At 62.0% G+C, this 26,873-nt stretch carries 29 protein-coding genes and 2 tRNA genes; 8 read left to right on the top strand and 23 right to left on the bottom strand.

What is annotated here, in order from left to right; genetic code table 11:
- Positions 1–137 precede the first annotated feature (137 nt).
- The 16 genes from DAES_RS06540 to DAES_RS06465 form a co-directional block, all read right to left on the bottom strand.
- Positions 138–1,565 carry an NADH-quinone oxidoreductase subunit N gene (locus DAES_RS06540; RefSeq protein WP_013514245.1) on the bottom strand — a complete coding sequence of 476 codons (1,428 nt, stop codon included), beginning with the start codon at positions 1,563–1,565 and terminating at the stop codon, positions 138–140.
- 12 nt (positions 1,566–1,577) lie between these two features.
- Positions 1,578–3,110, bottom strand: coding sequence for a complex I subunit 4 family protein (locus tag DAES_RS06535; protein WP_013514244.1), 1,533 nt, complete (start codon positions 3,108–3,110; stop codon positions 1,578–1,580).
- A 26-nt stretch (positions 3,111–3,136) separates the two neighbouring features.
- Complete coding sequence (locus DAES_RS06530) at positions 3,137–4,930, bottom strand: Na(+)/H(+) antiporter subunit D (protein ID WP_013514243.1); 1,794 nt, start codon at positions 4,928–4,930, stop codon at positions 3,137–3,139.
- The gene (locus DAES_RS06525; protein ID WP_013514242.1) at positions 4,920–5,180 is read right to left on the bottom strand and encodes a hypothetical protein; all 261 of its coding nucleotides are present in this window, start codon (positions 5,178–5,180) and stop codon (positions 4,920–4,922) included. Before DAES_RS06525 ends, DAES_RS06530 begins: the two co-directional genes overlap by 11 nt.
- Positions 5,181–5,189: 9 nt before the next feature.
- Positions 5,190–6,740, bottom strand: coding sequence for a monovalent cation/H+ antiporter subunit D family protein (locus DAES_RS06520; protein ID WP_013514241.1), 1,551 nt, complete (start codon positions 6,738–6,740; stop codon positions 5,190–5,192).
- Positions 6,741–6,742: 2 nt separating this feature from the next.
- On the bottom strand, positions 6,743–7,051 hold the full coding sequence (nuoK, locus tag DAES_RS06515) for an NADH-quinone oxidoreductase subunit NuoK (RefSeq protein WP_013514240.1): 309 nt from the start codon (positions 7,049–7,051) through the stop codon (positions 6,743–6,745).
- Positions 7,052–7,561, bottom strand: a complete 510-nt coding sequence (locus DAES_RS06510; RefSeq protein ID WP_013514239.1) for an NADH-quinone oxidoreductase subunit J family protein — start codon at positions 7,559–7,561, stop codon at positions 7,052–7,054. It abuts the gene before it with no gap.
- A gap of 1 nt (position 7,562) precedes the next feature.
- Positions 7,563–8,150 (bottom strand): 4Fe-4S binding protein, encoded by a 588-nt coding sequence (locus tag DAES_RS06505; RefSeq protein WP_013514238.1) that lies wholly within the window; start codon positions 8,148–8,150, stop codon positions 7,563–7,565.
- Between the two features lie 10 nt (positions 8,151–8,160).
- A complete protein-coding gene (gene nuoH, locus DAES_RS06500; RefSeq protein WP_013514237.1) occupies positions 8,161–9,135 on the bottom strand; it encodes an NADH-quinone oxidoreductase subunit NuoH in 975 nt (324 codons plus the stop codon).
- A 9-nt stretch (positions 9,136–9,144) separates the two neighbouring features.
- Positions 9,145–10,317 carry an NADH-quinone oxidoreductase subunit D gene (locus DAES_RS06495; protein ID WP_013514236.1) on the bottom strand — a complete coding sequence of 391 codons (1,173 nt, stop codon included), beginning with the start codon at positions 10,315–10,317 and terminating at the stop codon, positions 9,145–9,147.
- A gap of 41 nt (positions 10,318–10,358) precedes the next feature.
- On the bottom strand, positions 10,359–10,886 hold the full coding sequence (locus DAES_RS06490; RefSeq protein ID WP_013514235.1) for an NADH-quinone oxidoreductase subunit C: 528 nt from the start codon (positions 10,884–10,886) through the stop codon (positions 10,359–10,361).
- A 2-nt stretch (positions 10,887–10,888) separates the two neighbouring features.
- Positions 10,889–11,377 carry an NADH-quinone oxidoreductase subunit B gene (locus tag DAES_RS06485; RefSeq protein WP_236608492.1) on the bottom strand — a complete coding sequence of 163 codons (489 nt, stop codon included), beginning with the start codon at positions 11,375–11,377 and terminating at the stop codon, positions 10,889–10,891.
- Positions 11,378–11,412: 35 nt separating this feature from the next.
- A complete protein-coding gene (locus DAES_RS06480) occupies positions 11,413–11,790 on the bottom strand; it encodes an NADH-quinone oxidoreductase subunit A (protein ID WP_013514233.1) in 378 nt (125 codons plus the stop codon).
- Positions 11,791–12,140: 350 nt separating this feature from the next.
- The gene (locus tag DAES_RS06475; protein ID WP_013514232.1) at positions 12,141–12,962 is read right to left on the bottom strand and encodes a substrate-binding periplasmic protein; all 822 of its coding nucleotides are present in this window, start codon (positions 12,960–12,962) and stop codon (positions 12,141–12,143) included.
- A gap of 96 nt (positions 12,963–13,058) precedes the next feature.
- Complete coding sequence (locus DAES_RS06470) at positions 13,059–14,384, bottom strand: GGDEF domain-containing response regulator (protein ID WP_013514231.1); 1,326 nt, start codon at positions 14,382–14,384, stop codon at positions 13,059–13,061.
- A 10-nt stretch (positions 14,385–14,394) separates the two neighbouring features.
- Positions 14,395–15,114: a 2-phosphosulfolactate phosphatase gene (locus DAES_RS06465; protein ID WP_013514230.1), complete on the bottom strand. Its 720-nt coding sequence runs from the start codon at positions 15,112–15,114 to the stop codon at positions 14,395–14,397.
- A gap of 189 nt (positions 15,115–15,303) precedes the next feature.
- On the opposite strand from DAES_RS06465, the gene DAES_RS06460 reads away from it, so the two are divergent.
- Complete coding sequence (locus DAES_RS06460) at positions 15,304–16,263, top strand: UDP-glucuronic acid decarboxylase family protein (protein ID WP_013514229.1); 960 nt, start codon at positions 15,304–15,306, stop codon at positions 16,261–16,263.
- A gap of 51 nt (positions 16,264–16,314) precedes the next feature.
- Here the strand turns inward: DAES_RS06460 and DAES_RS06455 are convergent, their stop codons facing one another.
- Both DAES_RS06455 and DAES_RS06450 read right to left on the bottom strand, forming a co-directional pair.
- Complete coding sequence (locus DAES_RS06455) at positions 16,315–17,328, bottom strand: glycosyltransferase family 4 protein (protein ID WP_013514228.1); 1,014 nt, start codon at positions 17,326–17,328, stop codon at positions 16,315–16,317.
- A gap of 5 nt (positions 17,329–17,333) precedes the next feature.
- Positions 17,334–18,464: a glycosyltransferase family 4 protein gene (locus tag DAES_RS06450; protein ID WP_013514227.1), complete on the bottom strand. Its 1,131-nt coding sequence runs from the start codon at positions 18,462–18,464 to the stop codon at positions 17,334–17,336.
- A 106-nt stretch (positions 18,465–18,570) separates the two neighbouring features.
- Between DAES_RS06450 and DAES_RS06445 the strand changes: the two genes are divergently transcribed.
- Positions 18,571–19,161, top strand: coding sequence for a phosphatase PAP2 family protein (locus DAES_RS06445; protein WP_013514226.1), 591 nt, complete (start codon positions 18,571–18,573; stop codon positions 19,159–19,161).
- Positions 19,162–19,173: 12 nt separating this feature from the next.
- Here the strand turns inward: DAES_RS06445 and DAES_RS06440 are convergent, their stop codons facing one another.
- From DAES_RS06440 to DAES_RS06430, 3 genes are all read right to left on the bottom strand, one after another.
- Complete coding sequence (locus DAES_RS06440) at positions 19,174–19,899, bottom strand: TVP38/TMEM64 family protein (RefSeq protein ID WP_013514225.1); 726 nt, start codon at positions 19,897–19,899, stop codon at positions 19,174–19,176.
- Positions 19,896–20,132 carry a lipid A biosynthesis domain-containing protein gene (locus DAES_RS06435; RefSeq protein WP_201764306.1) on the bottom strand — a complete coding sequence of 79 codons (237 nt, stop codon included), beginning with the start codon at positions 20,130–20,132 and terminating at the stop codon, positions 19,896–19,898. The genes DAES_RS06440 and DAES_RS06435 overlap by 4 nt, the downstream gene beginning before the upstream one ends.
- Positions 20,133–20,199: 67 nt before the next feature.
- Entirely contained in the window at positions 20,200–20,922 is a 723-nt protein-coding gene (locus tag DAES_RS06430; RefSeq protein ID WP_013514223.1) for a glycosyltransferase family 2 protein, read from the bottom strand.
- Between the two features lie 232 nt (positions 20,923–21,154).
- Between DAES_RS06430 and DAES_RS06425 the strand changes: the two genes are divergently transcribed.
- The 6 genes from DAES_RS06425 to DAES_RS06400 all read left to right on the top strand — a co-directional run bounded on the left by DAES_RS06425 (position 21,155) and on the right by DAES_RS06400 (position 24,901).
- Positions 21,155–21,230: transfer RNA gene (locus DAES_RS06425), tRNA-Met, on the top strand.
- Between the two features lie 328 nt (positions 21,231–21,558).
- The gene (locus DAES_RS06420; RefSeq protein ID WP_013514222.1) at positions 21,559–22,143 is read left to right on the top strand and encodes a hypothetical protein; all 585 of its coding nucleotides are present in this window, start codon (positions 21,559–21,561) and stop codon (positions 22,141–22,143) included.
- Positions 22,125–23,072: a radical SAM protein gene (locus DAES_RS06415; RefSeq protein WP_013514221.1), complete on the top strand. Its 948-nt coding sequence runs from the start codon at positions 22,125–22,127 to the stop codon at positions 23,070–23,072. Before DAES_RS06420 ends, DAES_RS06415 begins: the two co-directional genes overlap by 19 nt.
- Before the next feature lie 38 nt (positions 23,073–23,110).
- Positions 23,111–23,995, top strand: coding sequence for an adenosine deaminase family protein (locus DAES_RS06410; RefSeq protein ID WP_013514220.1), 885 nt, complete (start codon positions 23,111–23,113; stop codon positions 23,993–23,995).
- Complete coding sequence (locus DAES_RS06405; protein WP_013514219.1) at positions 23,977–24,504, top strand: GNAT family N-acetyltransferase; 528 nt, start codon at positions 23,977–23,979, stop codon at positions 24,502–24,504. Before DAES_RS06410 ends, DAES_RS06405 begins: the two co-directional genes overlap by 19 nt.
- A gap of 321 nt (positions 24,505–24,825) precedes the next feature.
- Positions 24,826–24,901, top strand: a tRNA-Met gene (locus DAES_RS06400).
- 103 nt (positions 24,902–25,004) lie between these two features.
- Here DAES_RS06400 and DAES_RS06395 read toward each other — a convergent pair.
- Together DAES_RS06395 and DAES_RS06390 are read right to left on the bottom strand one after the other, a co-directional pair.
- A complete protein-coding gene (locus DAES_RS06395) occupies positions 25,005–25,985 on the bottom strand; it encodes an ABC transporter substrate-binding protein (RefSeq protein ID WP_157864815.1) in 981 nt (326 codons plus the stop codon).
- Between the two features lie 51 nt (positions 25,986–26,036).
- Positions 26,037–26,792 (bottom strand): L,D-transpeptidase family protein, encoded by a 756-nt coding sequence (locus DAES_RS06390; RefSeq protein ID WP_013514217.1) that lies wholly within the window; start codon positions 26,790–26,792, stop codon positions 26,037–26,039.
- Positions 26,793–26,873: the final 81 nt, after the last annotated feature.

The following is a 26,873-nucleotide window of genomic DNA, read 5'->3' as shown; positions in this document are numbered from 1 at the left end:
GCCCGTCCTCCGTTTGACCCAGTCTACGGCACTGGGCAGACCGCGTCCACCCCCCTGCCGGATCGCCCTGACACATATCCAAAACAAAGGAGCCCCCAAGCGGAGGCTCCCTGTCATATCAATGGGGTAACCCTGCTCTATTGCATCAGACTCTTGCCCGCTGCCATCGCGTAGTTGAACAGCGGAGCCGGAATCATGCCGATCAGCAGCACGGCGGCGGCCAGCAGGCCGGCACCCGCAGATGCAAACCAGCTGTTGTCCGGGGCAGGAGTCAGCTCCGGGGCCGTGTCTTCGGTGAAGGCGTGCCGGAACAGGCTCAGGTAGTAGTAGATGGCTATGGCCGAGTTGAGCACCAGGGTGATGACCAACCAGTTGTAGCCGTGGTCCCAGGCCGACGTGATCAGGAAGAACTTGCCCATGAAGCCCATGGTGGGCGGCAGGCCGACCAGGGCAAAGGCCCCGGCGGCCAGGGAAAAGGCCAGCACCGGGGCTTTCTTGTACAAGCCGTTGAGATCGTTCAGCTTGAGATTGCGGCCATCCACGGCCACGCGACTGACGACCCAGAACACCAGCAGATTCATGACCAGATAGGCCAGGGCGTAGAAGGCGGCGGCAGCCAAGCCTTCGGCGGTGCCGCTGACCAGACCGAGCATGATGTATCCGGCGTGGGCCACGGACGAGAATCCAAGCAGACGCTTGATGTCGGTCTGGGCCAGGGCCGCGAGGTTGCCGTAGGTCATGGAGAGCGCACCGAGCACCGCGAGCAGCGTGGTGATCTCAAGACCGGGCTTCAGGAACACGGCCATGCGCGCCAGCACGATGATGGCACCCATCTTGGGCAGCGTGGCCACGAACGCAGCGGTCTCGTTGCTGGCTCCCTGATAGACATCCGGGCACCAGAAGTGGAACGGGAACAGGGCCAGCTTGAAGAACATGCCGCCCAGGAACAGGGACAGGCCGACCACCGCCATGGGCTGGTCGGCAAAGGTCCACGACTTGTTCATCAGCTCGGCGATGTAGGTGGTGTGCTGGCTGGCCATGATGTAGGACAGGCCGTACAAGGCCAGGGCCGTGGCCACTGCGCCGAACAGGATGTACTTGATACCCGCCTCTGCCGCGCCCTTGCTCTTGGCGCGCAGCGGAATGACCGCGTAGAGGCTGTAGGAGGCAAGCTCCAGGGCCAGATAGATGGTGATCAGCTCGACGGACGAGGCGAGCATCATCAGGCCCAGGGTCGAGAAGCCGAGCAGCATGTAGTAGTCTGCCCGCTTGCCCTCGGCCAGCGTGGGCTGGCGCGAGGCGTTGATGACGGTGACAAAGAAGCCAAACGCTATGGCGATCTTGAAGAACTGGGACATCATGTCGATCTTGTAGACATCCCAGAACATGGTGCCATGCAGGCCGTACCCCGTGACAGTGACGAAGAGGCCGAGGCCTGCGCCAAAGGGCAGCCACTTCTCCACCACGGGTTTCCATTCCCGGTCGCCCAGGCTTTGAATCATCAAAACCAGGACCAGACACAGGAAGTACAGTTCCGGGACAACCAGAGTGATGTTGAAATTCACGTCTGCAACTCCCTATTTCTTGCCCGCAAGGACACCGAGGATGTCGTTTGCGGCGGTTTGCATGGGCTGCTCGGTCTCAAGATGGGCGACCTTGCGCTTGTCAAAGTTTTCAAGCAGCTTGTTGACGGACGGGTCTATGACCTTGAAGAACAGGGCCGGGTTGAGCCCGATCCAAAACACGAACACCGCCGGAATGGTCAGATAGACCCACTCGCGGGCGTTCAGGTCCTTCCACTTCTTGGCGGAGGAGGGCTGGCCCCAGGCCATCTTGAGGGACACGCGGAACATGTAGGCCGCGGCCAGCAGCGCGCCGGGCACGCAGAGCATGCCAAGCCAGATGGATTCCTGGAACGCGCCCACAAAGACCAGGATCTCGCCCACGAATCCGTTGGTGCCGGGGAAGCCGAACGAGGCCAACGCCATGAGACCCCAGAAGAACATGAAGGCGGGCATGTGCTTGCCAAGGCCCATGTTCTTCTCGATGTCGCGGCTGTGGCTGCGCTCGTAGACCGCGCCGATCATCATGAAGAGCGCGCCGGTGACGATGCCGTGGTTGAGCATCTGGAAGAGCGCGCCTTCGACGCCGCGCTGGTTGAACAGGAAGATGCCCAGGGTGACAAAGCCCATGTGGCCCACCGAGGAGTAGGCGACCAGCTTCTTGATATCCGTCTGGCCCAGGGCGATGGCTCCGCCGTAAATGATGGAGACGATGGAAATCGCGATCATCATCGGGGCGAAGTATTCGCTGGCCGCCGGAGTCAGGGGGAGGCAGAAGCGCAGGAACCCGTAGGTGCCCATCTTCAGCAGCACTGCCGCCAGGATGACGGAACCGGCTGAAGGCGCCTGCACGTGCGCCGCCGGAAGCCATGTGTGGAACGGGAACATGGGCACCTTGATGGCAAAGGCCAGGGCCATGGCCAGGAATGCCCAGAACTGGAAGCGGAAGGTGAAGGTCTGCTCCATCAGTTCGGGAATGGCAAAGGTGCCGCCCGTGATCCTGAAGGCCACGATGGCCGCCAGGAGCAGGGTCGAACCGGTCAGGGTGTACAGGAAGAACTTGAGCGAGGCGTACTTCCTGTCGTCTCCGCCCCAGACCGCGATGAGCAGGTACATGGGGATGAGCATGGCCTCCCAGAACACGTAGAACAGGACCAGATCAAGCGCACAGAAGACGCCCAGCACCGCCGATGTCATGAACAGCAGGCAGAAGTGGAACTCCTTGACGCGCTTGCCGATGTAGGTCCACGAGCACATGACGCACAGCGGCAGCACCGCCAGCGTCAGCCAGACCATGAGTATGCTGATTCCATCGACGCCGAGGAAGTATTCGAGGTTCCATTGATGGACCCAGTCGAGACGCTCGACGAATTGGAAATCCGCGTTGGGTTTATAGCCGAGCAATGGCACGGCCAGCAACAGCTCGATGACGGACACCACGAAGGTGTACATCCGCACGACCTGCGGAGCCCGCAGGAAGAAAAGTCCGCAGGCCGCGACGAGCGGGAATAGGATCAACAGTGTGAGTACCGGATATCCGAAGTCCAAAACTAGCTCTCCTTAGATTGTCCGGCTTAGCCGAAGTACCAAACGAGGGCAAAAATGCCCAGGCCAAGAACGGCGGCGAACGCCAGGTAATCCTGCAGGCGTGCTGTCTGGGCCTTGGCCCCCACCCTGCCGATGTTCCTGACGGTGTAGGCGCTTCCGTCCACCACAGTGTCGATGCCCTTCTTGTCGAACCAGGAAGTCCCGTCGCCCATGCCGATCAGCGAGCGCAGACCAGCCGTGCGGTAGACCTCGGTCCAGAAGTCGTCAACCTTCGAGATCGGCCAGCACAGGGCCCGCATGACCACGCGCCCGATGAGCCGGTAGAACCAGTCGAAGTCCAGGTTCAGCTTGGCGTGCGGGGTGATGATCTCGCGGGTCAGGTAGAAGGCCAGACCGGAGAAGCCGAGCAGCAGGCCGGAGTTTATGACCTTGTCGATGGTCCAGGGGTGGTATGCGTGCTCGACCGCAAAAGGCAGGTAGCGGTAGAGCATGTCGGGGTAGACGCCTTGGGCGATGCACAGCAGGCCGGTCAGCCCCATGCCCACGTACATGTTGAACGGGATCGGCTTGACCTCGCCCACATACTCCCGCTTGCCGCCCCAGAAGGCGAAGTACGGAAGCTTGATGCCCACAGAGATGAAGGTACCCACGGCGGCGATCTCCAGACAAAGAGCCAGGATCGTGTGGTGGGCCTCAGCCGCACCGGCGATGGTCATGGTCTTGGAGATGAAGCCGTTGAAGAGCGGCATGCCGGAGATGGACAGGGCCGCCACCATGTACCAGACCATGACCCACGGCAGCCGGTAGGCCAGCCCGCCCAGCTTGTCGAGCTTGGCGGTGCCCACGGCGTAAAGCAGGCAGCCGGTGCCCATGAACAGGAGGCCCTTGTACAGGATATGGGCGTAGGCGTGGGCAATGGCGCCGTTGAGCGTCATGGCCGTGCCGATGCCGATGCCCGCCACCATGTATCCCACCTGGGAGACGATGTGGTAGGAGAGGATGCGTCTGGCGTTGTTCTCTATGCACGCGTACAGCACGCCGAAGACCGCCATGCAGGTGCCGGCCACGGCCAGGATCTCCCAGCCCGCGAAGCCCCGGCAGAGCACATAGACCGCTGTCTTGGTGGTGAAGGCGCACATGTACACCGCACCGCCGATGGAGGCGCGGGGGTAGGCGTCGGGCAGCCACGCGTGCAGGGGCACGACCGCGGCGTTGACGCAGAAGCCGATGAGGATCAGCCAGTCATAGAGCTGGGCCGCGCCGGGCTCGACGCCGATGAAGGCAAAGGAGCCGGTGGCCTTGTATTTGAGCAGCAGGCCGCACAGCAGGAACAGGCCGCCCACGGTGTGGTACATGAAGTAGCGGAAGCCCGCGCCGACCGACTCCTTGGTCCGGGCCTGCCAGATCAGGAAGGTGGAGCCGATGCTCATAAGCTCCCAGAACAGGAAGACCGTCAGCAGATCGCCCGCGAAAACGCAGCCGAAACCGCCCGCAACGTAGAGGGAGCCGCACACGTAGTGCCCTCTGTCCTCCACATGCATGCCGTAGATGGCACCCGCCACCGCGATGACCGCGAAGACCTGGCCGAAGACGATGGACAGCTTGTCCACCCGGCCCAGCACCAGCGACTGGCTCAGGTAGTCGAGATTGCCGTACATGCCCGGCTCCACGGTCATGATGCTCGCCAGGGCGATGAACGGCGGAATCAGGGCCAGCGCGCCGCGAAAGGCCTTGTTCAGCCACAGATTCCTGGGAATGAACGGCACCAGCAGCGCCAGGGCCAGGAACGCCATGGAGGGATGGAAGAAATTAATCTCCATAGTAGTCCTCCTTTCTGGCGATGAACGGCTGTATGATTTTCTTCATGACAATGACCATCCCAAGACCGACCACAAGACCGAATCCCGCGAAGAACCCGGGGTACTTGTCGAGGCCGAAGTGCGGGTGGTGCGTGACAAAAGGAACGTTGAGCACCAGCAGCACGCCCAGCACGACGAAGAAGATGATTCTCCACGTCTTCCAGTTGTCTCTCCATTTGGCGAGGAGTTCGCCCAATCCGTTATGACTCATTATATCCCCCTAGAACTTGCCGAATACGTTGACGAAGTTCAGGAAAGTCTGCGGGTACAGACCCAGTAACACTGATATGACCGCCGTGATGAACAGCGGCACGACCATGGTCTTCGACGCCTCGTTGTACTGCGCTATGTTCGCCTCGGGCGACGCCGTCTTGAAGAAGGCGCGGTAGAGGATGGGCAGGAAGTAGCCCGCGTTGAGCGCGGTACTGGCCAGGAGCGCCACCAGGAGCGGCATCTGGTTGGCCTGCAGCGTGCCGTTGACCAGATACCACTTGGAGGCGAACCCGCAGACCGGCGGCATGCCGATCATGGACAGCGAGGCTAGGCCGAAGGCAGCGAATGTCCATGGCATCCTGCGGCCAAGACCATCCATAAGACTGATCTTTTTCAGATGCGTGGCCACATAGATTGCGCCGGCGGCCATGAAGAGCGTGATCTTGGAGAAGGCGTGGTGGGCGATGTGCATCACCCCGCCCTGCACCGCCGAGTCCGTCAGCATGGTCACGCCGATGACGACGTAGGAGAGCTGGGACACCGTGGAATAGGCAAGTCGCGCCTTGATGTCGTCCTTGGTCAGGGCGATGAGCGAGGCCACCACGATGGTGAAGGCCGCGATATAGGCGGTGCCGATGCCCAGGGTCGTGTCGCCGAGCATGGTGCCCGGCGCGCCCACGAAGACCTGGCTCAAGGTCAGCGTGCCCGCCGTCTTGGTGCCAAAGCCCGAAAGGACGATGCGGCTGACGCAGAACACGCCCGCCTTGACAACCGCCACCGCGTGCAGCAAAGCCGAGACCGGGGTGGGCGCGACCATGGCCGAGGGCAGCCAGTTGTGAAACGGCATGAGCGCCGCCTTGCCGATACCGAAGATGTACAGCCAGTAGGTGAGCGCCACCAGTCTGGGATGCTCGGCCACGACCGCAGGCGAGAACATGCCGTTGACGATGTCGGTCAGATGGAAGTCCAGGTTGCCGACCAGCACGTAGGTCAGGACCATGGCGGGCAGCAGGAAGAGCTTGGACGTTCCCATCAGGTAGACGATGTACTTGCGCGCGCCCATCTTGGCGTCGGCGTCCTCGTGGTGGTAGACCAGAGGATACGTGAACACCGTGATGACCTCGTAGAAGAGGTAGAGGGTGAACACGTTGGCCGCGAAGGCCACGCCCACGGCACCGAAGATGGCCACGCCGAAGCAGATGTAGTACCGGGTCTGGGCGTGCTCCTTGAGCCCGCGCATGTAGCCGATGTTGTAGCTTGTGGCGAAGAACCACAGCAACGACGCGATCAGGGCGAAGATCATGCCAAGCCCGTCCGCGGCGAACGCTATGGTTATGCCGGGCATTATTGTCGTCACATGGTAGTACCACACCTCGCCCTGCAGCACGGCGGGTGCCATGGACAACACACACAGAAACGTGGCGGCTGCCGCGACAAAGCTGACGGCCTCACGTTTGTTTTCATCTTTGCGGTTCAGCCAGATAAAGAGCGGCGCGATCAGTGTGATCACCACCGGCAGGAGTATCCGGGAACTCTCTATGGTAACCCCGTCCATCATAGCTATTCCTTCAAGGTAGTGATGTCACTGGTTTGGGCGGAACCGAACCGCCTGGCAACGACCACGACTATCGCCAGCACGAGGGTGGCCTCAGCCGCGGCAAGCCCCATGACGAACAGGGTGCCGAGCTGGCCAAGGGTCGCGCTGAAATCCGTGAGCTGGGCAGCCGCCACGATGGACAGGCCCGCGCCGTTGAGCATCAGCTCAACGCAGATCAGCATGCCGACGAGGCTTCTCCGCTGGGTCAGGCCGTAAAGGCCCGCGCACAACAGGATCAGCGCAACAAGTTGGTATAGGGTCAGGGCGCTCATCTATTTCTTCCCCCTCTTCTCCCAGGTCAGGAGCACGGCGCCAGCCATGGCGACCATGAGAATTACCGAGATAAGTTCAAAGGGCAGGAAATACGTGCCCAGAAGCCCCTCGCCCAGTTGCTTGATGTCGACCTCGGTGGGAATCGCGATGGACTGCACGGGCCGGGTCATGACCAGCCAGCCGAGCACTGCCGCAGGCGCGATGGTGGCCGCCAGCCCGAAGACATAGGTCTTCATGGGCGCGGGGGCGGACTCGTCGCCGCCGCTCTCGGCCCGCGTGAGCATCACTGCGAAGAAGATCAGAACGCTGACAGCGCCCACATAGATGAGCAGCTGCATGAAGGCCATGAACGGGGACGCCAGCAGCAGGTACATGCCCGCCACGCCGACCAGGGTGGTGATCAGCCCGACCAGGGCGCGCACAAGGCTGGTGCTTGACACGGCGAAGACGGACCCGCCGATGATGACTGCCGTGTAGATGCCAAAAGCCACTTTTGCCAGGACTTCCATATTAAGCCTCCTTCTCCGCCGCAGCCGGCTTGGCTTCGGTTTTGGGAGCGGGAGCGGAAAGGTCCGTCGCCTTCTCCCTGAGCCGGGCGAGAAGATCGATGTGCATCTCTTTCCGGGACGTGGCCACCCAGTATATGTTGTTGGAGAACCGGAGCGTGTTTGCCGGGCAGTTGTCGATGCAGGTGCCGCACAGGCTGCACAGGGTGTAGTCGTACATGAACTTGGCCGGATACTTGGGGCCCTTGGGCCTGGTGACCTTCTCCCCCCGCTCCTCGGCCTCCTTCCATGCCTGCTCCTGTTCGGGAGTGGTCACCGGAGGCTTGCTCTTGACGACCTTGAGGCAGTTGCTCGGGCAGTTGGTCACGCACATCATGCAGGAGATGCACTTGGGCGTGGCCGGATCCTTGGGCATGCCGATCAGCTCGACATGCCCGCCGTAGGTGGACAGATTTTCATCGTCGATGACCTGACGCGGGTAGTGGACGGTGATCAGGGGCTGGCAGAAGTACTTGCCCGTGATCTTGAGCCCCACCAGCAGACTCCAACAGTCGATGATCGGCTGTATGACGTGTTTTCTCAATGCATTCATGGTTACACCCCTACAGCTTCATGATCAGCGCCGTGGCCAGCAGGTTGAACGTCGCCAGCGGCAGCAGCCATTTCCAGTTGATGTTGAGAAGCTGGTCGAACCGCACGCGGGGGAAGGTCCAGCGGGCCCAGATCATGAGGAACAGCAGGGCGTAGGTCTTCACCAACATCCACCACCAGCCCTCGATGCCGGGAATCGGGCCGTGGAAGCCGCCCAGGAACAGCACCGAGCAGACCGAGCACAAGACGACCATGTACCCGTACTCGGCCATGAAGAAGAGGCCGAAGCCCATGGACGAATACTCGGTGTGGAATCCGGCGGTCAGCTCCGACTCGGCCTCGGCGAGGTCGAACGGGGCGCGGTTGGTCTCGCCGAACATGGCGAAGATGAAGATGATGAAGGCGAGCGGCTGCTTCCAGATGATCCAGTTGCCGATGTGTCCGGCCTGCTGGGCCGTGATCTCGGTCAGGTTCAGGGTGCTGGTCATGAAGGCGATGGCCAGCACGGTCAGCAGCAGCGGAATTTCGTAGGCCACGATCTGGGCCACGGCGCGGGCCGCGCCCAGGATGCCCCACTTGTTGTTGGAGCCCCAGCCCGCCAGGATCACGGCCAGCCCGTTGAAGCTGGAGAAGGCCAGGATCAGCAGCAGGCCGAGATTGACCTCCATGCCGGTGAGCATCGGGCCGTACGGGATGGGCATGAAGAGCAGCAGCACCGGGATCATGGACAGAATCGGGGCCAGCCAATAGAGGAAGCCGTCCGCGTTGTCCGGGGTCAGGAGCTGTTTGCCCATGAGTTTCAGGCCGTCTATGAGGGTCTGCAGGATGCCATGGGGGCCGACCTCGTACGGGCCGGGCCTGCGCTGGATGTGGCCCGCGAATTTGCGCTCGCAGTAGACCAGCACCAGGGCGTTGACGCCCAGCCAGGCCATGGAGCCGACCACGGCAATGACCAGTGGTATCAGGTTCTGTATGAATTCGTTCATTGATCCACCCTACCTGTCGAGTTCAGGGATAATCAGGTCCAGGCTTCCCAGGATGGCCACGGCGTCGGCCAGGATGGTGCCAGTGGCGGCCTCGGCGAACGCGTGCATGTTGGAAAAGCCCGGTGCGCGCAGCTTGACGCGGTACGGGACCTTGTTTCCATCAGAGGCAATGTAGACGCCGATCTTGCCGCGCGCGCCCTCGACCGCGAAGTAGGCCTCGCCCGCCGGGGGTTTCATGGCGGGCTTGGGGGCCTTGTCCACGATATACTTGCCCTCGGCACCGGGGAGCTGCTCCAGGGCCTGCTCGATGATGCGCAGGCTCTGCTCCATCTCCGCCACGCGGACCAGGTAGCGGCCCGCCGAGCAGGCCGATTCCTGGGTCGGGATCTCGAAGTCGAACCGGTCATAGACCGAATACGGCTCGTCCTTGCGCAGGTCGTAGGGCACGCCCGCACCGCGCAACACAGGGCCGGTGCAGCCGTAGCGACGGCACATGTCCTGGTCGATGATGCCGACGCCCTCGATGCGGCGACGGAGAATGATATTCGCCGTGACCAGATCGTGGTACATGGGCAACCGCTTGCGAAAATGCGGGATGAACGCCTTGATCAGCTCGATGCATTTGTCGTCCATGTCCATCTGCAGGCCGCCGACGCGGAAGTTGCTGTAGGTCAGCCTGGAGGCCGAGGGGCGCTGCAGGATGTCCAGGAGCATTTCGCGATCGTCAAAGGCGTACATGATGGGCGTGAACGCGCCCAGGTCGAGGATGTAGGCGCCCCACCACAACAGGTGGGAGGTGAGGCGGTTGAGCTCGGTCATGATGACCCGCAGATACTGCGCGCGCTCGGGCACCTCGATGCCCATCAGTTTTTCGACAGCGCCCACGTAGGCCCAGTTCCAGGCCATGGGGTGTCCGTAGTCGACGCGTCCCATGTTGGGGATGAAACCGCCCCAGGTTTGGGTTTCGCCCATTTTTTCGTGCATGCGGTGCAGGTAGCCCAATACGGGCTCGGCGCGGACGATGTACTCGCCGTCCACCTCGATCACGATCCGAAGCACGCCGTGCGTTGACGGATGCTGCGGACCCATGTTGATGATCAGGGTTCCGTCCTGCTTTCCGGCCTCAAACTTCTGGGTGTAGAAATCACCCTTCATCTGGTCCATGTTTTGGTAAGCCGACATAAACTCTCAGTCCGGTTTATATACCGACCGGTTGCCCCGGCCTACGCGTCGGAGGCCTCCCCGGCCTCCGCTACCGCAAACAATGCGTCTATGACCCCGGTCGAGGAAACGACCTCGCCAAGGCTCAGGACATCCTTGATGGACAGCCGGGCCTTGTCGGATTTGACCAGGGGGTGCAAATCCGCGCTCTCGACCGGCATGAGCAGCGGCACGAGGTTCGGATTGCCCTCGAAGATGATGCCGTGAAAGTCGCGGGTCTCCCGCTCGTGCCACTCCGCGCCATCATAGACCGAGGCGATGGACGGCACGACTGGGTTGTCCCTGGGGATGAGAACGCGAAGCGTCACCCGCTCGTCGATGGTCCAGCGGTTGAAATGATAGAGCACCAAAAATCCCTCGTTGAAATCCAGAGCCAGGATGTCTTCCAGGGAGTATTCGGCCTCGATGAGCTTCCGGGCCGCCTTGACGATCTGCCCGGGAACCAGGAACACGGACCAGACGTTGCCCGTCGCGCCCTTGTCCTGCCTGGCCACCAGTTGGGTGGGAATGCCTGCAAGTGCCTGAAGCATGATCAGCCCTCCACCCCGGTGGCCACAGGCCACCAGCGTTTGCCCGTGATCTGCCGCTGCAACTGGAAGAAGCCCTCAAGCAACCCTTCCGGCCTGGGCGGGCATCCCGGCACGTACACGTCGACGGGGATCAATGTATCCACGCCCTCAATGACGTTGTAGTTGTCCTTGATCTTGAACGGACCGCCGGAGATGGCACAGTTGCCCATGGCGATGACCCACTTGGGGCCGGGCATCTGCTCGTAGAGCCTGACCACGGCAGGGGCCATCTTCTTGGTCACGGTACCAGCCACGATCATGACATCCGACTGACGCGGCGACGGGCGGAAGACCTCCGCCCCGAAGCGGGCCATGTCGAACCGGGCCATGCCTGTGGCCATCATCTCGATGGCGCAGCAGGCCAGCCCGAAGGTCATGGGCCACAGCGACATGGAGCGGCAGACATCGAAAAGATCCTGCGCCAGCTTCAAGTTGACGATGGGCGGGTCCATTCGATGGCCGCCCGCCGTCAGGAATTCCTTGTGCACTACTGAATCCTGCGCGGCCATGTAAACACCCCTTTCGCCCAGAAATAGACGACCGAAAGAATAAGGAAGAACAGGAAGATGAAGACCTTCACAAAGGAAACCCAGCCTTCGGCGTCAGCATACGCCGTGGCGACCGGGAACAGGTAAAGGACATCCACGTCAAAGGCGAGGAAGATCAGGGCGTACACATAATACGACACCCCCCATCTCGCCCATGAACTCCCGTAGGGGACCATGCCGCACTCGTACGGCATGCCAGTGTCCCCGCCTCTCGCCCTGGGGGCGAACAGGACCGCAAGTATCAGCGGCCCGCAGGCGAACATGAGCCCCGCAAGCAAGAACAACACGATGGAAAAATGCAGCCAATTGAAAACCATACTCAGTCCTTTAAAGGTAAATAGTGCATGGAACCACGGAACAATACTTAAATTCCGAGGATACGCACTCCCATGCCCCGAAAAAAGGGTTTAGTCAAGTAGATCGCCCTTTTTTTCGCGAAGCTCCGAAGTTGTAAGTGCTTGATATTACAGACTGTGCCAGGAGTCTTGATAAAGTCGAGAAAACACACGCCATCGGGAGCCCGGATCTGCCGGCATAGGCGACGATTCTTCGGAAGACAGAATAAAGGCCCGACCGGATGCGGTCGGGCCAGGCGTGATTGGGCCGCGATGGTGTTCAATTGGTGACGAAAACACTGGCCCGGCATAGGCCGCAGCGACGGAGCGGATTACCTTCCGCTCCAATCCACCTCTCGGACATATTGGTCAATGATGCGCTCCATGGTCCCGTCCCGCTGCATGACAAGGATGGTTTCGTTGAATTCCGCAAGCCGGTCCGCGTAGGGCGAATCATTCCCGACCAGGAGGTGAAAGGGCATGGATTCCAGGACAACGCCTGTCTGGATGACATCCCGCTCGACTCCGACCGCACGGATGTCGGGCCACGCCCCGCCGGGCCACTCGATGACGATGTCCCCGCGCATCTGGGCCAGCATGAGCCAGACGCCCTTGAGGTTGGGCGTTTCGTAGGTCTTGATGCCGCGCACGCTGATGTTTTCCTCGTTCCACCCGTTACCCATGTAGGTGATTACCGAAAAACCGCCGTCCCGGATGTCGTCGATGCCGGTGATGGCCTTGATCTCACTGATCCTTGGATGGTCGGCACAGGTGAAGATTACCAGCTGCTTGCGGTAGAACGGGTCGGAATGTGTCCGGGAGTAGGCCAGCCGCTCCGCTGTCGGGACCGTGATCATGGCGTCCGCCTCGCCGCCTTGCACGTTGGTCTGGCAACGGCCCCACGGATAGGCGTGCCAAGCCGTCTCGACTCCGATCCGGCCCAGGGCCTCGCTGACGATCTCGTAGAAGAATCCGGTCATTTTTCCGGCGTCATCCCGCGAGAAGAACGGCCAAAAGTCGGGATAATCAACGCGCAAGGGAGCCTGTTCCGCCGCAAAGGGCGGACAGGGAACCAGGACAAGCAGGCAAACCAGGGCCAGGTTCCGCCCCAGGGATTTCGCCCGCTCCCGAAGAAAAAATGAAAGGACCACCATACCCCATCTAAACACATGGAGTATAATGGTCAACAGACTTTTTGCGATATCCCTACAGGGCCTCGGGTCGGGCGCGGGCAAAAAACCGGAAAGCGGCTACCTGGGAACGCCGCACTCCCTGAAGGTGCCGAACCTGACCCCGCCGCGCCGCTTGACGCCATACATGGCGGAATCCGCCCGGCTGATGAGGGAGACGCCATCCTTGCCGTCGTCCGGGAAGAAGCTGATGCCCACGGTCGCCCCCACCCGGATGTGCTCGCCGGTGATGACATAGGGGGTGGTCATGACCTCCAGCAGGCTCTGGGCCACGGTCAGCGCCCCATTCTGGTCGTCGAGGCATTCGAGGAGCACGCCGAACTCGTCTCCACCCAAGCGGGCCAGGGTGTCTGCCTCGCGGACGCGCTTTTGCAGCCGCCCCGCCACCATGCGCAGCAGTTCGTCGCCCGCGTGGTGACCGTAGGTGTCGTTGACCCGCTTGAACTCGTCAAGATCAATGAACAGGACCGCCACAATGGAATCGGTCCGCTTGGCCGTGACCAGGGCGTGCTCGAGGCGGTCGAAGAAGAGATGCCGGTTGTAGACGCCCGTCAGGCTGTCGATGGTGGCCAGATGCTTGAGTTCAAGCTCGGTCTGCTTTCGTCTGGTCACATCCTCCAGAACGCCTTCGACAAGCTCGGTGCCGTTGTCGAAGGTCACCAGCCGGGAGCTTTCGGAGCACCAGAACGTGTCCCCGTTCCGGCGGCGTCCGCTGAACTCGAAACTGGAAACATAGCCGTCACGGCGCAGAATGCCCATGTACCGGTTCATATCGTCGGATTCGACCATGAGCTGCCGCCGCAGGCCACCGACCCCGATCATCCCGGCCGGGTCGTCAAAGCCGAAAAGCCGGGCCATGGCCGGGTTGACTTCGGTAAAGGTGCCGTCCGGCGTGCATTGAAAGATGCCCTCCACGGCGCGCTCGAAGATGGAGCGGTATTTTTCCTCGGCCTGCCGCAGCGAGCGCTCGGACTGGACACGGCTCTCTATCTCGCGCTCAAGCAGCACTTTCTGGCGGTGCATCTGGAGAAACACCTGCACCTTGCTCGTCAGGGTCTGCACGTTGACGGGCCTGAAAAGGTAATCGACCGCCCCGGTCTCGTAGCCCATCCTGACATTTTCCTCGTCCTGATAGATGGCGGTGATGAAGATGATGGGGACATGCCTGCCCCGCGGCAACTGCTTGAGGTGCATGGCCGTCTCATAGCCGTTCATGCCCGGCATCTGGATGTCGAGCAGGATCAGGGCGAATTCGTGCTCGCCCGCCAGGGTCAAGGCCTCGTGGCCGCCCCTGGCCTGGACGATTTCACACCCCTGCCGACGCAGCATGTGGTCGAGCAGGGTCAGATTGGTCTGCGAATCATCAACAATAAGAACTTTTTGCATCGGCTCGCTCTCACAAATCAGTCCGTCCGGCATCGGACGGCACAGGCAAAACCCGCTCCAGCCTGACCGCCCCATCCACATAGGGCGAGGCCCTGAGCACGAAATCAAAACGGTCAAGGGCCATGCACAGCTCGAAATCCCGCTCCGGCGCATAGGTCTTTTCCGGGTCGAAGAACTTCTGCGCGCTGTCCACCTGGGCCAAAAACGACTTCAGGGTCTCGAAGCTGTTGGGGTAGTCCTCCAGCGCGTTCTTCAGGTACATGGCGCACATCATGTCCTCCTGGGCGCGCATGACCCCAGCCGTGCCCATGGCCACCAGGGTCACGACCTCGGGATTGCGGACACGCAGGTACTCGACCAGCGCTCCGGCGTTGACAAAAGAGCCGGTGAGCACCTCGTCGGCCCCGGTGCAGGCCAGCAGTCCCTGCGTTCCGGCGCTGGTGGTGTGCACCACCGTCCTGCCGGAAAAATCCGCGTGCTCTATCTCGGTGGGCGAGTTGCCGTAGTCGAACCCTTTGGGCATGATGCAGTCGCGTTCGCCCATGAGGATACCGCCATGCTCCCCGGCCAGCCGCCGGGCCAGATCCACATCGGCCGCGGCAAGATAGTCTTGCGCCCCGTTGTCCACAGCGTAGCAGGCGACCGAAAAAGCCCTGAATACGTCGATAACCACGGCAACGCCACGCGCGCGTCGCGCTCCGTCAAGACATTCAGCAATGTTTACAATCATTTATATACTTCCAGACCATAAAGTTTTACCTAGTTGAATCTCATGGCTTTCGATATCAGTCAACCTTTTGCACAGTTTTCTTTTCAACACGACCCAGTTTTTTCGGTAAAATCGGACTACATTGCCCATAACAGACCATAAATAGTAATATTTGCCAGACATATTGACAAATCGGGACTATTTTGAAAGATGATCACAATGAAGAAAAAACGCGTTCTCGTCACCGGCGGCTCGGGCTTCCTCGGTTCACACATCTGCGAGCGCCTGCTCGCCATGGGGCACGAGGTGCTCTGCGTGGACAACTTCTACACCGGGCGCAAGGAGAGCATCCTGCACCTGATGGACAACCCCTATTTCGAGGTTCTCCGGCACGACGTGACCTTTCCGCTCTACGCCGAGGTGGACGAAATATACAACCTCGCCTGCCCGGCCTCGCCCATCCACTACCAGTTCGACCCGGTGCAGACCACCAAGACATCGGTCCACGGCGCCATCAACATGCTGGGGCTGGCCAAGCGCATCAAGGCCAAGATATTCCAGGCGTCCACCAGTGAAGTCTACGGCGATCCCGCCGTGCACCCGCAGACAGAGGACTACTGGGGCAACGTCAACCCCATCGGCATCCGCGCCTGCTACGACGAGGGCAAACGGTGCGCCGAGACCCTGTTCTTCGACTACAACCGCCAGCACGGCCTGCGCATCAAAGTGGGACGCATCTTCAACACTTATGGACCGCGCATGGCCATGGACGATGGCCGGGTGGTCTCCAACTTCGTGGTCCAGGCGCTGCGCGGCGAGAACATCACGGTCTACGGCAAGGGCGAGCAGACCCGCAGCTTCTGCTATGTGGACGATCTGGTGGACGGCATCATCGGCCTGATGGAAAAGACGCCTGACGACTTCACCGGCCCCGTGAACCTGGGCAATCCCGGCGAGTTCACCATCCTTGAGCTCGCCCGCGAGGTCATCGACCTGACCGGGTCCAAGTCGCAGATCGTGTTCAAGCCCCTGCCCTCGGACGATCCCATGCAGCGCAAACCGGACATCACCCTGGCCCGCAAGGCCATGGGCTGGGAACCAAAAATCCCGCTCAGGCAGGGACTGGTCAAGACCGTGGAATACTTCAGACGCTGCCTTGAAACAGCCTAGACAAGAAAAGCCGGGGCGACCCGGCTTTTTCATTGCAATTCGCCAGTTGCGCTAGCGCGGGATGCCCAGCGCGTCCCACAGCTGGCCCGCGACCGAAGCCAGCCCGTACTGGTTCACGACCTTGAGCCGGGCGGCCTCGGCCATCCTGTGTCTGAGGTCATGGTCACGGGCCAGATGGAGAACATGGCGCGTCCACTCCTCGATGTCGCGGGCCAGGAATCCGTCGATGCCGTGGTCCACGATCTCGCCCGCGCCGCCCTTGTCCGAGGCGACCACCACCACGCCGCAAGCCATGTAGCGCAGCACGTCCAGCCCGCTGACCGCCTGCGAATGGCCATCGTCAGGATACGGGGCAAGCCCGATGTCCATGGTCTGGAGCCGGGCGATCTCGCTTGCGCTTTCGGGCAGCGACCAGAAGACGAAATCCCTGCCCGGTCCATCATAGGGAGAATCCGATACAATGGAAAACTGGATGCCCACCCCCTTATCGGCCAGCCCGCCCACGATCTCGCCGAGGCAGTGCCTGTCGCCGCCCGTGACCATCCAGCCAACGCGGATGGGGCCGCCGTGGCCGGGGGCGCTGCCGTCGGTGTCCGGACGCGGCGCATACCGGGCCGCATCAAGGGGCGTCGGCACGATCCGCACCTGATCCTGAAACGGGGCCGCCGCCTTGGCCTGGGCCATGTTTTCCACAAGGCACAGGTCCGCCTCGGCGCAGATCCGCCTGAATCTGCGGGCAAGCATGGCCATGCGGCGTCTGGCCCCCCCGCCGTCCTGTTCCCTGGCGGGCAGGGTCCAGACCGCGTCGGCAAAATCGTAGACCAGTTTCGGAGCAAGCCGCCGAAGCGTCCGCAGCTCGCCCCTGGAGATAAGCTCGCGGTGGACCACAATCACGTCGGCCCCAGGCAGTCGGCTGAAGAACCGATAGCGGGCAAAACCCGACGCGGGCACCTCCAGCATGCAGACATCAAGACCGGCTGCCCGACCGGCCGCCACATGGGGCGCGACCCTGTAGGCGGCATGGGAACGCCGCGTCCCGCACGGGACGAGAAACACTGTTTTCATGGGATTTATCTGGAGAGAGTCTGTTCGATCATTTCCACATAGGGGTCCAGGCCGCAGGGTACATCCTGCGGCCAGACAAAGGGAGCCGGACGATCCTCACCCGACACCCGCAAGAGAATCGCGGCCAGCTCCGGCACGTCGGCGGGATCGGGGAACACCCAGCGGTCGGGCAGAAAACAGGCGCTGCCGTTGAGCGCGCTCGACACCGAGCGGCAGCCGCAGGCCAGGGCCTCGAGCACGGCATTGGAACAGGCGTCGTAAAAGGTCGCCAGCACAAAGACATCGATGCAGCGGTAGAAGGACGCCATATCGTCTACTCGACCCAGGAAGCGGACACGGTCCTCCACGCCCAGCTCACGGGCGAGACGCAGGTACTTGCCCGGCTTGCGGCCACCGGCCACATGCAGGACATGGTTCTCCGGCAGCCGGGCCAGGGCCATGAGCAGGGAGCGCACGCCCTTGAGCGCGAAATTGGTGGCCGCCGTGCCGATGACCACCTGATCCGGCCCGATGCCAGCCGCCTCCCGCAAGGTCTGCCGCCCGGCCTCGTCCACAGGCGAGAACCGGCTCAGGTCCGGCCTGTTGTAGATCACGTCGATGGCCGAGGGGTCCAGGTGCGGATGCGCGGCCACGGTCCAGTCGCGCACGAGGTGGGAAACCGCCACGATGCGCGGAGTGCGCCTCAGCCTGACGGTGTCCAGCAGGTGGATGGCCCAGTTGGCCGGGGCGAGGCGGCGGCGCGCCATCTTGAACCAACGGGGAAATCCGGCTGGCCAGGCGCGCCTGGAGAGCTTCCAGAACATGGAGATTGGGCCACCGCCGATGCGCAGGATATCCTGGTTGACGGTCTTGCCCATGCCAAAGACGAGATCATACCCGCCCGTGCGGCGCGCCCGCTCGGCCATCAGGGCGAACCAAAGGATCTTGATCACGCGCAGACCGCCGAAACGGCCCACCACCACCGGGGTGACCCCCTCGGGCGGCTCGGCCTCGCAGCGGGCGCAGATGAAGTCCACGGCGTGGCCGCGCCGGGCAAGTGCTTCGCCCAGACGCCAGGCAAAGGATTCGGCCCCGCCATACCGGCTCAGTCGCGGCATGACCAGGGCCAGACGCCCTTTTCTCTCGGATGTCTGCATAGGCACCCCTTGTGAACGATATTTCGGAGTTTGACAAGGCGGAGGTTGTTGCCGAACGCGGCGAAGAACGGTATGAAACCGGGACTTCCACGCCCAAAGGAGCCAGATGTTCTTCCTCACGCCCGCCTTGGACCTCAAGCTGTTCCTGCTCGTCAACCAGGAATGGCGCTGCGCCCTGTTCGACCTGATCATGCCCCTGCTCTCGTCCATGACCGCGCTCATGCTCTGCCTGGGGCTGGCCGCCATCTATGCCGTGATCCGCTCCGGGCGGCGGCAGCTCGTCTATTTCATCATCCTTTTCATAGCCATGGGCTTGGCCAACCTCTCCACCGACATGGTCAAGTCCCAGGTCAAACGGGTCCGGCCCCTCAATGCGGTGGCCGGCACCTTTCATCAGGCTCACGGCCACTGGGAGCAGCGGTCGCCGGATTTCGCCCAGACCAAGGAGGAAGGCACCTCCTACCCTTCGGCCCACGCGGCCAACACCATGTGTCTGGCCGCGCTCATGTGCCTGCTGTGGCCCGCGCTGGGCAAATGGCCCCTGCTGCTGCCGCTTTTGGTGGGCTATTCCCGGCTCTATGTGGGCAAGCACTACCCCACGGACATTCTGGCCGGATGGCTGCTCGGGCTGGCGGTGGCCCTGGTGGTGTGGATGGTCTGGCGCTACGGCCTGAGCCGTTTGCTCCGTCAAGACTGACCCGGACCCGGCCTAGTCGTCCCCGTTGACAGGAAGCCCGGCGTCGGCCACCTCGGCCCGGTAGCTGCGGTAGACAGCGGTGCCCAGCCAGATGGACCCCACGAACAAGACGATGCCCATGCCGATGGACAAAGCCATGCCCATGGTGGAATCCTTGTTCATGCCCGCCCCGAACAGGGCGAAGATGAAATTCTGCGGGATATAGCCCAGGGTCGAGCCGAGAATGAACGGCCCGAGCGGAATGGCACTGACCCCGGCGGCTAGATTGGTCAACGCATTGCTGCCAAAGGGGAAAAAGCGGATGGCCAGGGCCGTGCGAAACGGCTTGTACCGGAGGAATCCATCCACCCGCCGGATGCGGCTGCCCAGCTTGCGGGCCACGAACTCGCGACCGCCCCAGCGGGCGTATCCGGCGGCCAGGGCGCACCCCAGCCCGGAGCCCAGCGTGGAGAGCAGCGTGCCGCCCACCGCGCCAAAGGCGAATCCGCCGAGAAACCCGATCACCTGACGCGGCAGCCCGACCGAGGTAAACACCGCGCCCACCACCAGGAAGATGAACACCGACATGGGGCCGGTCCCCAGCACATGATCATTGAACCATTGCGTGTTCCTGAGCATGTCGTCCAGGCCGAGGCTGCGGCCCAGATACACGGCCAGACCAAGCCCGGCCAGCATGACCAGCCCCTTGACCACGGCCCTGAGCCCCTTCCTGTTGTCACGATATTTCGTGTCGCTCATTCTCGCTCTTCAGCCCTTGGCGGGCTTGCGCTTTCGCCCCTTGGTGCCGCTCCGGGGGTTCGCATCCTGTAGTAGACAATCAAAAGGCACGCCTGCCCGACCACAAACAGAGGATCGCTCTGGACCACGCCATAGGCCAGCCCGGCCAGACCCGACGCGGCGAGCAGCAGGACCATGCGCCCTGACAGGGGTTGTAACGCGTTGCCGCGCAAGCGCACAACGCACAATCGCACGAAAAAAGCCCCCTGGATCACGACCGGGAGGGCCAGAAGCCACCAGAAGGCAGGCAGCCGCATGGGCTTATTTCTTTTCCTTCACCGCGTAGTCTATGTGGCGCTTGATGAGCCACTGCACGCCGATGAGGTCGTATATCCCGGCCAGGGCGCGATCAAGCGTACCATACTTGGACACGCCGCTGAAGCGCTGGCGGTGGTTGACCTTGACCTCGTGGATGCGCGCCCCCTGCATTTTCATGAGGATGGGGAAATAGCGGTGCATGTTCTTGAAGCGCGGCAGCCGCCGCAGCAGATCGGCGCGCATGACCTTGAGCGAGCAGCCGGTGTCGTGCACGCCGTCGTCAGTGAACCAGTCGCGGATGGCGTTGGCGATCCTCGACGAGAGCCGCTTGACCAGCGTGTCCTTGCGCTTGGCACGCCAGCCGATGACCATTTCGCACTCGTCGCCGAACGCGGCGAGCATCTTGGGGATGTCTGCCGGGTCGTTCTGCAGGTCCGAGTCCATGGTCACCACCACCTGCGAGTCGGCGGCGTCGAACCCGGCGCAGAACGCGGCGGACTGCCCCCGGTTCTCGGCAAAGGCGACATAGCGCACCTCGGCATGCCGCTCGGCCAGCCCCCGGATGATGCTGAGGCTACGGTCCGTGCTGCAATCGTCCACAAAGACCGCCTCCCAGGGCCGCCCCGTGGAATCCGCCGCCCGCCTGATCTCGGCGAACAGGGTCTCAAGGTTGTCCTGCTCGTTGTAGACCGGCAGCACCACGGAAAATTTCTCTTGGTTGCTCATAGGCGAAATGAATTACGGAATTTGCCGGACAATGTAAACAGCCAACCTGGCTACGTCCGGCCCGCGCCCGCGCCCGCCGCATTGCGCGCCCCCAAGACTCAAACCGCCCTATCCATTCGTGTTTAAAGGACTTTCAAAAACAACCCTCTCCGACCAACGATCTTTTTTGACATTCTCTCAATAAGTGGTTGACAAAAACCGGCCCGCCACCTAGAACCTCCTTCTCACGTGACGCGGGGTGGAGCAGTTGGTAGCTCGTCGGGCTCATAACCCGAAGGCCATAGGTTCAAGTCCTATCCCCGCTACCAGAGAAATGACAGGCGCTTGGAAGACATTCCAAGCGCCTTTTCCTTTCCCTCTCCTCCGTCCGGCATATCCCGACTCCTGGCCTTCCCGCTCTCGCCCAGATACAGCGGCAACCACGAAAAAGCATATCGTTCCGCATCAATCCGCGTACCGTTCCTTTCAGTGCTCCATCACAAGCGGTCGCGCATGTCCGCCACCAGCCGCGGCATCGACAAACCGATTCCGCGCATCCAATTGACATTTTTTTTGATATTGTGCTATTCTATCTATAAATTAATAGCCTTGTGCTATCGCCTCAGGTTTTTCATCGTATAAACAGGAGGATGCGAGATGAAGGTCGAAATCTATCTGGCGACGCTCACACAGGAGTTCTACGCGAGCAAGCCCGGCACGAAGTGGTGGCCCGCCGTCCACTCCGTGGTCGAGGAAGGCGCCACTCGTTGGTGGCCCGCCGTCCACTCCGTGGTCGAGGAAGGCGCCACTCGTTGGTGGCCCGCCGTCCACGCCGAAGTGGTACGGTCAGAAACCAAATGGTGGCCGGCGGTCCACGCCCCAGTCGAACGCGCCGAAACAAAATGGTGGCCCGCCGTCCACCAGGTGGCGGATGAGCGGACCTGGCCGTCCGTGTACTCCTCGAAACCCGAAAAATGGAAGTCGGCCACCACGGGACCGGTCAAGTCGGCGCACCCGCTGGGCCGGGTCATCATCCGCGAAGAGGAATTCGGTGCAATCGTCTTCGATCCCATCAGCCAGGTCGTGCTCAAGGCCGATGCGGACGCGGCAAAGGCCATCGCCGCCATCGCAGCGGGCGAGGCGCCGAAGGACATCTTCCGATCCTTCAAGGCAGATGAAGACGTCCAGAAGCAATTCATATCTGTCCTGCGCAAGGTCGGGTTATGGGACGAGACGAAATAACGCTTCGGGGGCCGCTCTGGGTCCAGGCGGACATCACCACGAGCTGTTCCCTTTCGTGCCGCTACTGTTATGCGAGCCATTGGAAGGAAGAGCGGCACATCGACACGGAACGGTTCCTCGAACTGCTTGCGGAAATGGATGAAATGGGCGTCTTCCTCCTGCTGCTGGCCGGAGGGGAGCCGCTGCGGCACCCGGACTTCTTCCGCATCCTGGAGGCCGCCATCCAGACGAGAATGTCCGTCTCCGTCCTCACCAACGGCACGGAATCGCCGGAACTCGCGGTGCGGCTCGCGGAATGCCACAAGAACATCCACCCGTTCGTCGTCCAGGTATCGCTGGACCATCCTTCGGAGGCGGTCAACGACCGCACGCGAGGCAAGACCGCTTCCGTGAGGCAGTTCATCCACACCCTGGCCGAAAACGGCCTCACGCCGCAAATCGCCACCGTGATCACCACGGTCAACAAGGACCGGCTGGGGGACCTTTTCCATGCCTTCCACCCGACCATCCGGGCCTTCCACTTCATGAACCTGATGCCGCCGGAGCGTCCCACACGAGAGCTCGACTCCCTCATGCCCACGGATGAACAGCTCCGCGACTCCTACGCACTGCTCGCCGAACAGATGCGGAATTTCCCGGATATCCGTGTCTCGCACCCGCAGATGATGTGCTCGCCAACCGCCACCTCCCTGTTCCGGGAATCCACGGCCGAGGGGCACGGCTGCACCGCCTGCGGCACGCACGTGGGCATCGCTCCGAACCTCGACATGGTGGCCTGTTCGCTGGTTCCTTCCTCCGTGGTGGGCTCCCTGCGTGAATCGGGGATGAAGGAATTGTGGAATTCCGCCCAAAAATCGCACTTCGAGACATTCCCGGAGCCGATCTGCCAAGCGCGAGGAGACTGTCCGTCATCGCCGCCCCAAGTCTAGCCGAGTTGACGGCCGCTCTGCCCAAGGCGGAAACGCATGTGCACTTCCTGGGCGCCATCGATGCCCCGGCCGGCCCCACGGACCGGCCGGGCGTATCGTCTCCGGTGCGGATGTCCACGGACGATTTCGTCCGGGAATACTTCCAACGCCGAGCCGTGATCCGGACCGTGGACGATATCCGGCGGCACGCCTGCCTTTATCTCGAACGGGCGCACACGCTCGGCGTCCGCCATGTGGAAATCATGGTTGCGCTGCCGCTCTTTCCGGAATTCCCCATTGCGAGTGTCCTCGGCGCATTCCAGGAGTCATTTCATACGGCCTCCCGGCGCCACGGCACGAGCGGAGGCGTGGTCGTGGATATGATCCGGGACGCGGGCCCGGAGCACGCCATGCGGCTCCTCGACAAGACGGCCCGCTGCGATCCCGGCGTGGTCGCTGGATTCGGCCTCGGAGGCGCTGAAAACAGCCATCCGCCGAGCGCCTTCACCCAAGTGTTCCAATCGGCGCGAGCGCTGGGGTATCGCACCAGCGTACATGTCGGCGAGCAGGTCCGGGGCACGATCCTCGAAACGCTCCTGGCGCTGCGACCGGACCGCGTCGAACATGCGACGACGGTGCTTGAGGAACCCAAGGCGACGGCGCTCCTGGCAAGGAACCGCACGCCCGTCACGGTGTGCCTGACGAGCAACGAACGCCTGGGCGTCGTGCCTCCGGGAGCGCATCCCCTTCGCGCCATGCTTGAAGCGGGACTGAACGTGAGTCTGCACACGGATGATCCCGCGATATTCGGCTGCGACCTCGTCTCCGAATACTGCAAGGCGGGCCGCGAATATGGCATGGACATCCCGGAGCTGCGCCGATTGGCGGCAAACTCATTCCAATCCTGTTTCATCGGAGCGGGACGATGCGAAAGCACGACATAAGAACGGCGACGAGGACGGACATCGAGGCCATCAGCCGCCTTTACGAAAACCTGCTGCACGAATGGAACGTCCCGCCGGGCGACGATGCGGCGCGGGGATACCTACACCTGCTCGAAAGGCAACTGGAGCAGGGCGCGGTGTTCATCGCCGAACGGGACGGCACGCTGGCCGGGGCCATGTCCTACATCGACGCGGCGCTGACGCAGCTCGTTCCCGAAGGCAGGGCGCACCTGACCTCGGCCGTGGTCGTCCCGGCCCACCGGCGTCGGGGAATCGCCTCGGCCCTGCTCCACGCCATCGCATCCAACTGCCGCCGCCTCGGAATCCGAAGGATCACCACGGACTGCGCGCGGGACAATACGGCCGCCCTCGGCCTGCTCATGCGACAGGGCTTCCGCGAATACGACGAAACGTCTCGCCTCAACCAGACCCCGGCGGACATTTTCCTCGAAATCGATACGGAAATGCTGACCGCGGGCGGGCAGGACGGCCGGAAGGATCAAAACTAGAGTCGGTGGCGGCAGCGCGCCGCTCCCAGCACAAACCGGGGAGCAACGCGCCTGCGTCGGAGCCGCCACTCTGAACAGCAGCATGTCCTTTCCGATGGAAGAACGGTCTCGCATCGTGCACGGCACATTCTCCTGAACCAAACGGCGGGCTGCGGTCTTCGCGTACTTCACTCCTGGGAACAACCTGCGGCTGACGACAGCACTGTCATGAAGCGGATTCCGTCGTCCGAATACCGCACCGGAGACACTCTTCCCGGGAATATTTCCTTTCTCGGGTTGACAATCCCAGGCCGGGGGGGCCTATACACACCTCTCACGTGACGCGGGGTGGAGCAGTTGGTAGCTCGTCGGGCTCATAACCCGAAGGCCATAGGTTCAAGTCCTATCCCCGCTACCAGAGAAAACAGCCGGTTGCATCAACATGATGCAACCGGTTTTCGTTTGCCACAACAGAAAAACAGGCTTCTTTGGATAACTGCCGATCCGATTGATGCCAACCATCAACGGTAAATGACCTGATCCCGGATGCTCGGCGGGAGCGTCAGCCTAAAACGGTGCAGTTGCTTCTTGTTGAAGTAAAATGTCCCTTTTTGATCCTTTGCCACTGACAATTCAAGAAGATCCTCTCCCTCAAGAATGCCTTTGACCAGGAGCGCGGCCATGCGGCCATGGTCTTCTCCAAAAATGGTACAGGCCCCAACCACTCCGTCATCGCCAACGGCATAGTCCTGGGTTGCAAAGACAGGCACCGCACTGTTCTTGGAGGTCCAGCGGATGACCTCTGCGTATGAAACATGCGCCCCGGTGTCATCTTTCAAGGCGTGGTAAAGGGGCGTGAGGATCACGTCGTACGCGTCCGGTTCCAGAACGATACGCTGCCACTGCGCCCAACTGCTCGTGGTTTTGTAGCTGATGGTGCAATCGTTGAACTCCAACTGCCTCCTCCCGGCGAATGTCACCTCAACAAGCCCCCTGGATGATGTACTATCATCCATAAGCACGAGCATGTTTCTCACTTCAGGGACAATCTCAGTCAGATATCGAGCCCACGGGAACAGCTGTATGCGTTCAAGTATGCCGATCACGTTTTCCGGCATTGAAGTAAAATAGCTGCGAGGGTTGCCGTTGATGCCAAAATACACAACCCGCGTTCCTGTCTCAGCGATCAATGGCCCGAGCAGGCGCAAGGCATTGTCGTCGCCGAGCATGACCACGTCCGGGGCGACCCGACGGAAGATTTCAATCGCTTCATCAGCCCTCTGTTGAAATTCCGATTGCGGGATTCTCTTGGTATCAAGATAGACATACTCCAGGGCGACAGTGTCGGCGAGGACGCCGGATATCCCCCGATTGCACTGCCTGGTCCAGTCCAATTCCTGGTCGTAGCTGTGAATCACGAGAACCTTCTCCCGCCCCTGGCAGGGAGTGCTTCCCAGCGACAACCCGATCACAGCCATGGCAATGATCCAATATATTTTCATTCCCCCCCCGAAGAACATCCCACTCTTCTCCCAATGGAGACAGCCTCACCATCAAGGCAACCCCCACCCCTCTTTTCTCTCCTCATACTCCACCTCAGGAAGCTGGACAAGCAGGGGATTCGACTTTTGATCCAATAATTTGAGCAACGCGATCAGATCGGTCTCGGCCATGGCCGTGCAGCCGCTGGTGGGGATAACGGCCCCCTCCCAGATATGGAGGAAGATGCAGGAGCCGCAGCCGGGTTTGGGCGGGGCGTCGTTGTGCAGGACCACCGCGCCGTGGCGGTAGAGGCCGTCCGGGCGAGCCATGGTTTCGGCGCTGGCCCAGGTGGGCGGGGTCGCGGCAGTATCCGCGAGCCGGTTGTAGAGGGACGAGGCCGGGTCATCCACGCATTGAAGCGTGGGGGTGGTCCGGATGTAGGGCATGTGCCGGGGCGTGGCGGATTCCGGGGGCGCGGCCCCAAAGGTTTGGCCCAGGCCAAAGACGCCAGCCGGGGCCTTGCCGTCCCCTTCCCGCTTGCGGGGGGCGTCCGGGGGAGGGTCGGGGTGCAGGCCGATGCCCCAGGCCAGACCGGCGCGGCCAACCACGGCAGGCAGCGGGCCGAGCCGCAGTTGCCAGGGCGCGCCCGGTTCGGCCCGATCATAGAGCGCGAGCCGGGCGTCGGTGGCGTCCCAGCCCAGGGTGGTGACCACGAGCAGCTGACGCGTGTCGCTGCCGATGGGCGAACCAGGACCGGCAAAACCCGGCGTATGCATGAGCAGCCCGATGCAGAAAACCAGGGCCGCGAATCTGAACGGTCGGGGCATGGAACCTCCTCACGAAAAAAGGGCGACTTGTGCCGCCCCTTTTACGCCATTGGCCGGGCAAAGCCCAGCCGGATCAATCCC

The sequence above is a fragment of the Pseudodesulfovibrio aespoeensis Aspo-2 genome, from assembly GCF_000176915.2.
Lineage (GTDB): Bacteria > Desulfobacterota > Desulfovibrionia > Desulfovibrionales > Desulfovibrionaceae > Pseudodesulfovibrio > Pseudodesulfovibrio aespoeensis.
This window is presented reverse-complemented; position numbering and strand designations above follow the sequence as displayed.

Bases quoted from the DNA above. Each gene is read 5' to 3' on its own strand.
- DAES_RS06530 (WP_013514243.1), bottom strand. From the start codon at position 4,930: ATGGAGATTAATTTCTTCCATCCCTCCATGGCGTTCCTGGCCCTGGCG.
- DAES_RS06525 (WP_013514242.1), bottom strand. From the start codon at position 5,180: ATGAGTCATAACGGATTGGGCGAACTCCTCGCCAAATGGAGAGACAAC.
- DAES_RS06520 (WP_013514241.1), bottom strand. From the start codon at position 6,740: ATGATGGACGGGGTTACCATAGAGAGTTCCCGGATACTCCTGCCGGTG.
- nuoK (WP_013514240.1), bottom strand. From the start codon at position 7,051: ATGAGCGCCCTGACCCTATACCAACTTGTTGCGCTGATCCTGTTGTGC.
- DAES_RS06510 (WP_013514239.1), bottom strand. From the start codon at position 7,561: ATGGAAGTCCTGGCAAAAGTGGCTTTTGGCATCTACACGGCAGTCATC.
- DAES_RS06505 (WP_013514238.1), bottom strand. From the start codon at position 8,150: ATGAATGCATTGAGAAAACACGTCATACAGCCGATCATCGACTGTTGG.
- nuoH (WP_013514237.1), bottom strand. From the start codon at position 9,135: ATGAACGAATTCATACAGAACCTGATACCACTGGTCATTGCCGTGGTC.
- DAES_RS06495 (WP_013514236.1), bottom strand. From the start codon at position 10,317: ATGTCGGCTTACCAAAACATGGACCAGATGAAGGGTGATTTCTACACC.
- DAES_RS06490 (WP_013514235.1), bottom strand. From the start codon at position 10,886: ATGCTTCAGGCACTTGCAGGCATTCCCACCCAACTGGTGGCCAGGCAG.
- DAES_RS06485 (WP_236608492.1), bottom strand. From the start codon at position 11,377: ATGGACCCGCCCATCGTCAACTTGAAGCTGGCGCAGGATCTTTTCGAT.
- DAES_RS06480 (WP_013514233.1), bottom strand. From the start codon at position 11,790: ATGGTTTTCAATTGGCTGCATTTTTCCATCGTGTTGTTCTTGCTTGCG.
- DAES_RS06475 (WP_013514232.1), bottom strand. From the start codon at position 12,962: ATGGTGGTCCTTTCATTTTTTCTTCGGGAGCGGGCGAAATCCCTGGGG.
- DAES_RS06470 (WP_013514231.1), bottom strand. From the start codon at position 14,384: ATGCAAAAAGTTCTTATTGTTGATGATTCGCAGACCAATCTGACCCTG.
- DAES_RS06465 (WP_013514230.1), bottom strand. From the start codon at position 15,114: ATGATTGTAAACATTGCTGAATGTCTTGACGGAGCGCGACGCGCGCGT.
- DAES_RS06460 (WP_013514229.1), top strand. From the start codon at position 15,304: ATGATCACAATGAAGAAAAAACGCGTTCTCGTCACCGGCGGCTCGGGC.
- DAES_RS06455 (WP_013514228.1), bottom strand. From the start codon at position 17,328: ATGAAAACAGTGTTTCTCGTCCCGTGCGGGACGCGGCGTTCCCATGCC.
- DAES_RS06450 (WP_013514227.1), bottom strand. From the start codon at position 18,464: ATGCAGACATCCGAGAGAAAAGGGCGTCTGGCCCTGGTCATGCCGCGA.
- DAES_RS06445 (WP_013514226.1), top strand. From the start codon at position 18,571: ATGTTCTTCCTCACGCCCGCCTTGGACCTCAAGCTGTTCCTGCTCGTC.
- DAES_RS06440 (WP_013514225.1), bottom strand. From the start codon at position 19,899: ATGAGCGACACGAAATATCGTGACAACAGGAAGGGGCTCAGGGCCGTG.
- DAES_RS06430 (WP_013514223.1), bottom strand. From the start codon at position 20,922: ATGAGCAACCAAGAGAAATTTTCCGTGGTGCTGCCGGTCTACAACGAG.
- DAES_RS06420 (WP_013514222.1), top strand. From the start codon at position 21,559: ATGAAGGTCGAAATCTATCTGGCGACGCTCACACAGGAGTTCTACGCG.
- DAES_RS06415 (WP_013514221.1), top strand. From the start codon at position 22,125: ATGGGACGAGACGAAATAACGCTTCGGGGGCCGCTCTGGGTCCAGGCG.
- DAES_RS06405 (WP_013514219.1), top strand. From the start codon at position 23,977: ATGCGAAAGCACGACATAAGAACGGCGACGAGGACGGACATCGAGGCC.
- DAES_RS06395 (WP_157864815.1), bottom strand. From the start codon at position 25,985: ATGAAAATATATTGGATCATTGCCATGGCTGTGATCGGGTTGTCGCTG.
- DAES_RS06390 (WP_013514217.1), bottom strand. From the start codon at position 26,792: ATGCCCCGACCGTTCAGATTCGCGGCCCTGGTTTTCTGCATCGGGCTG.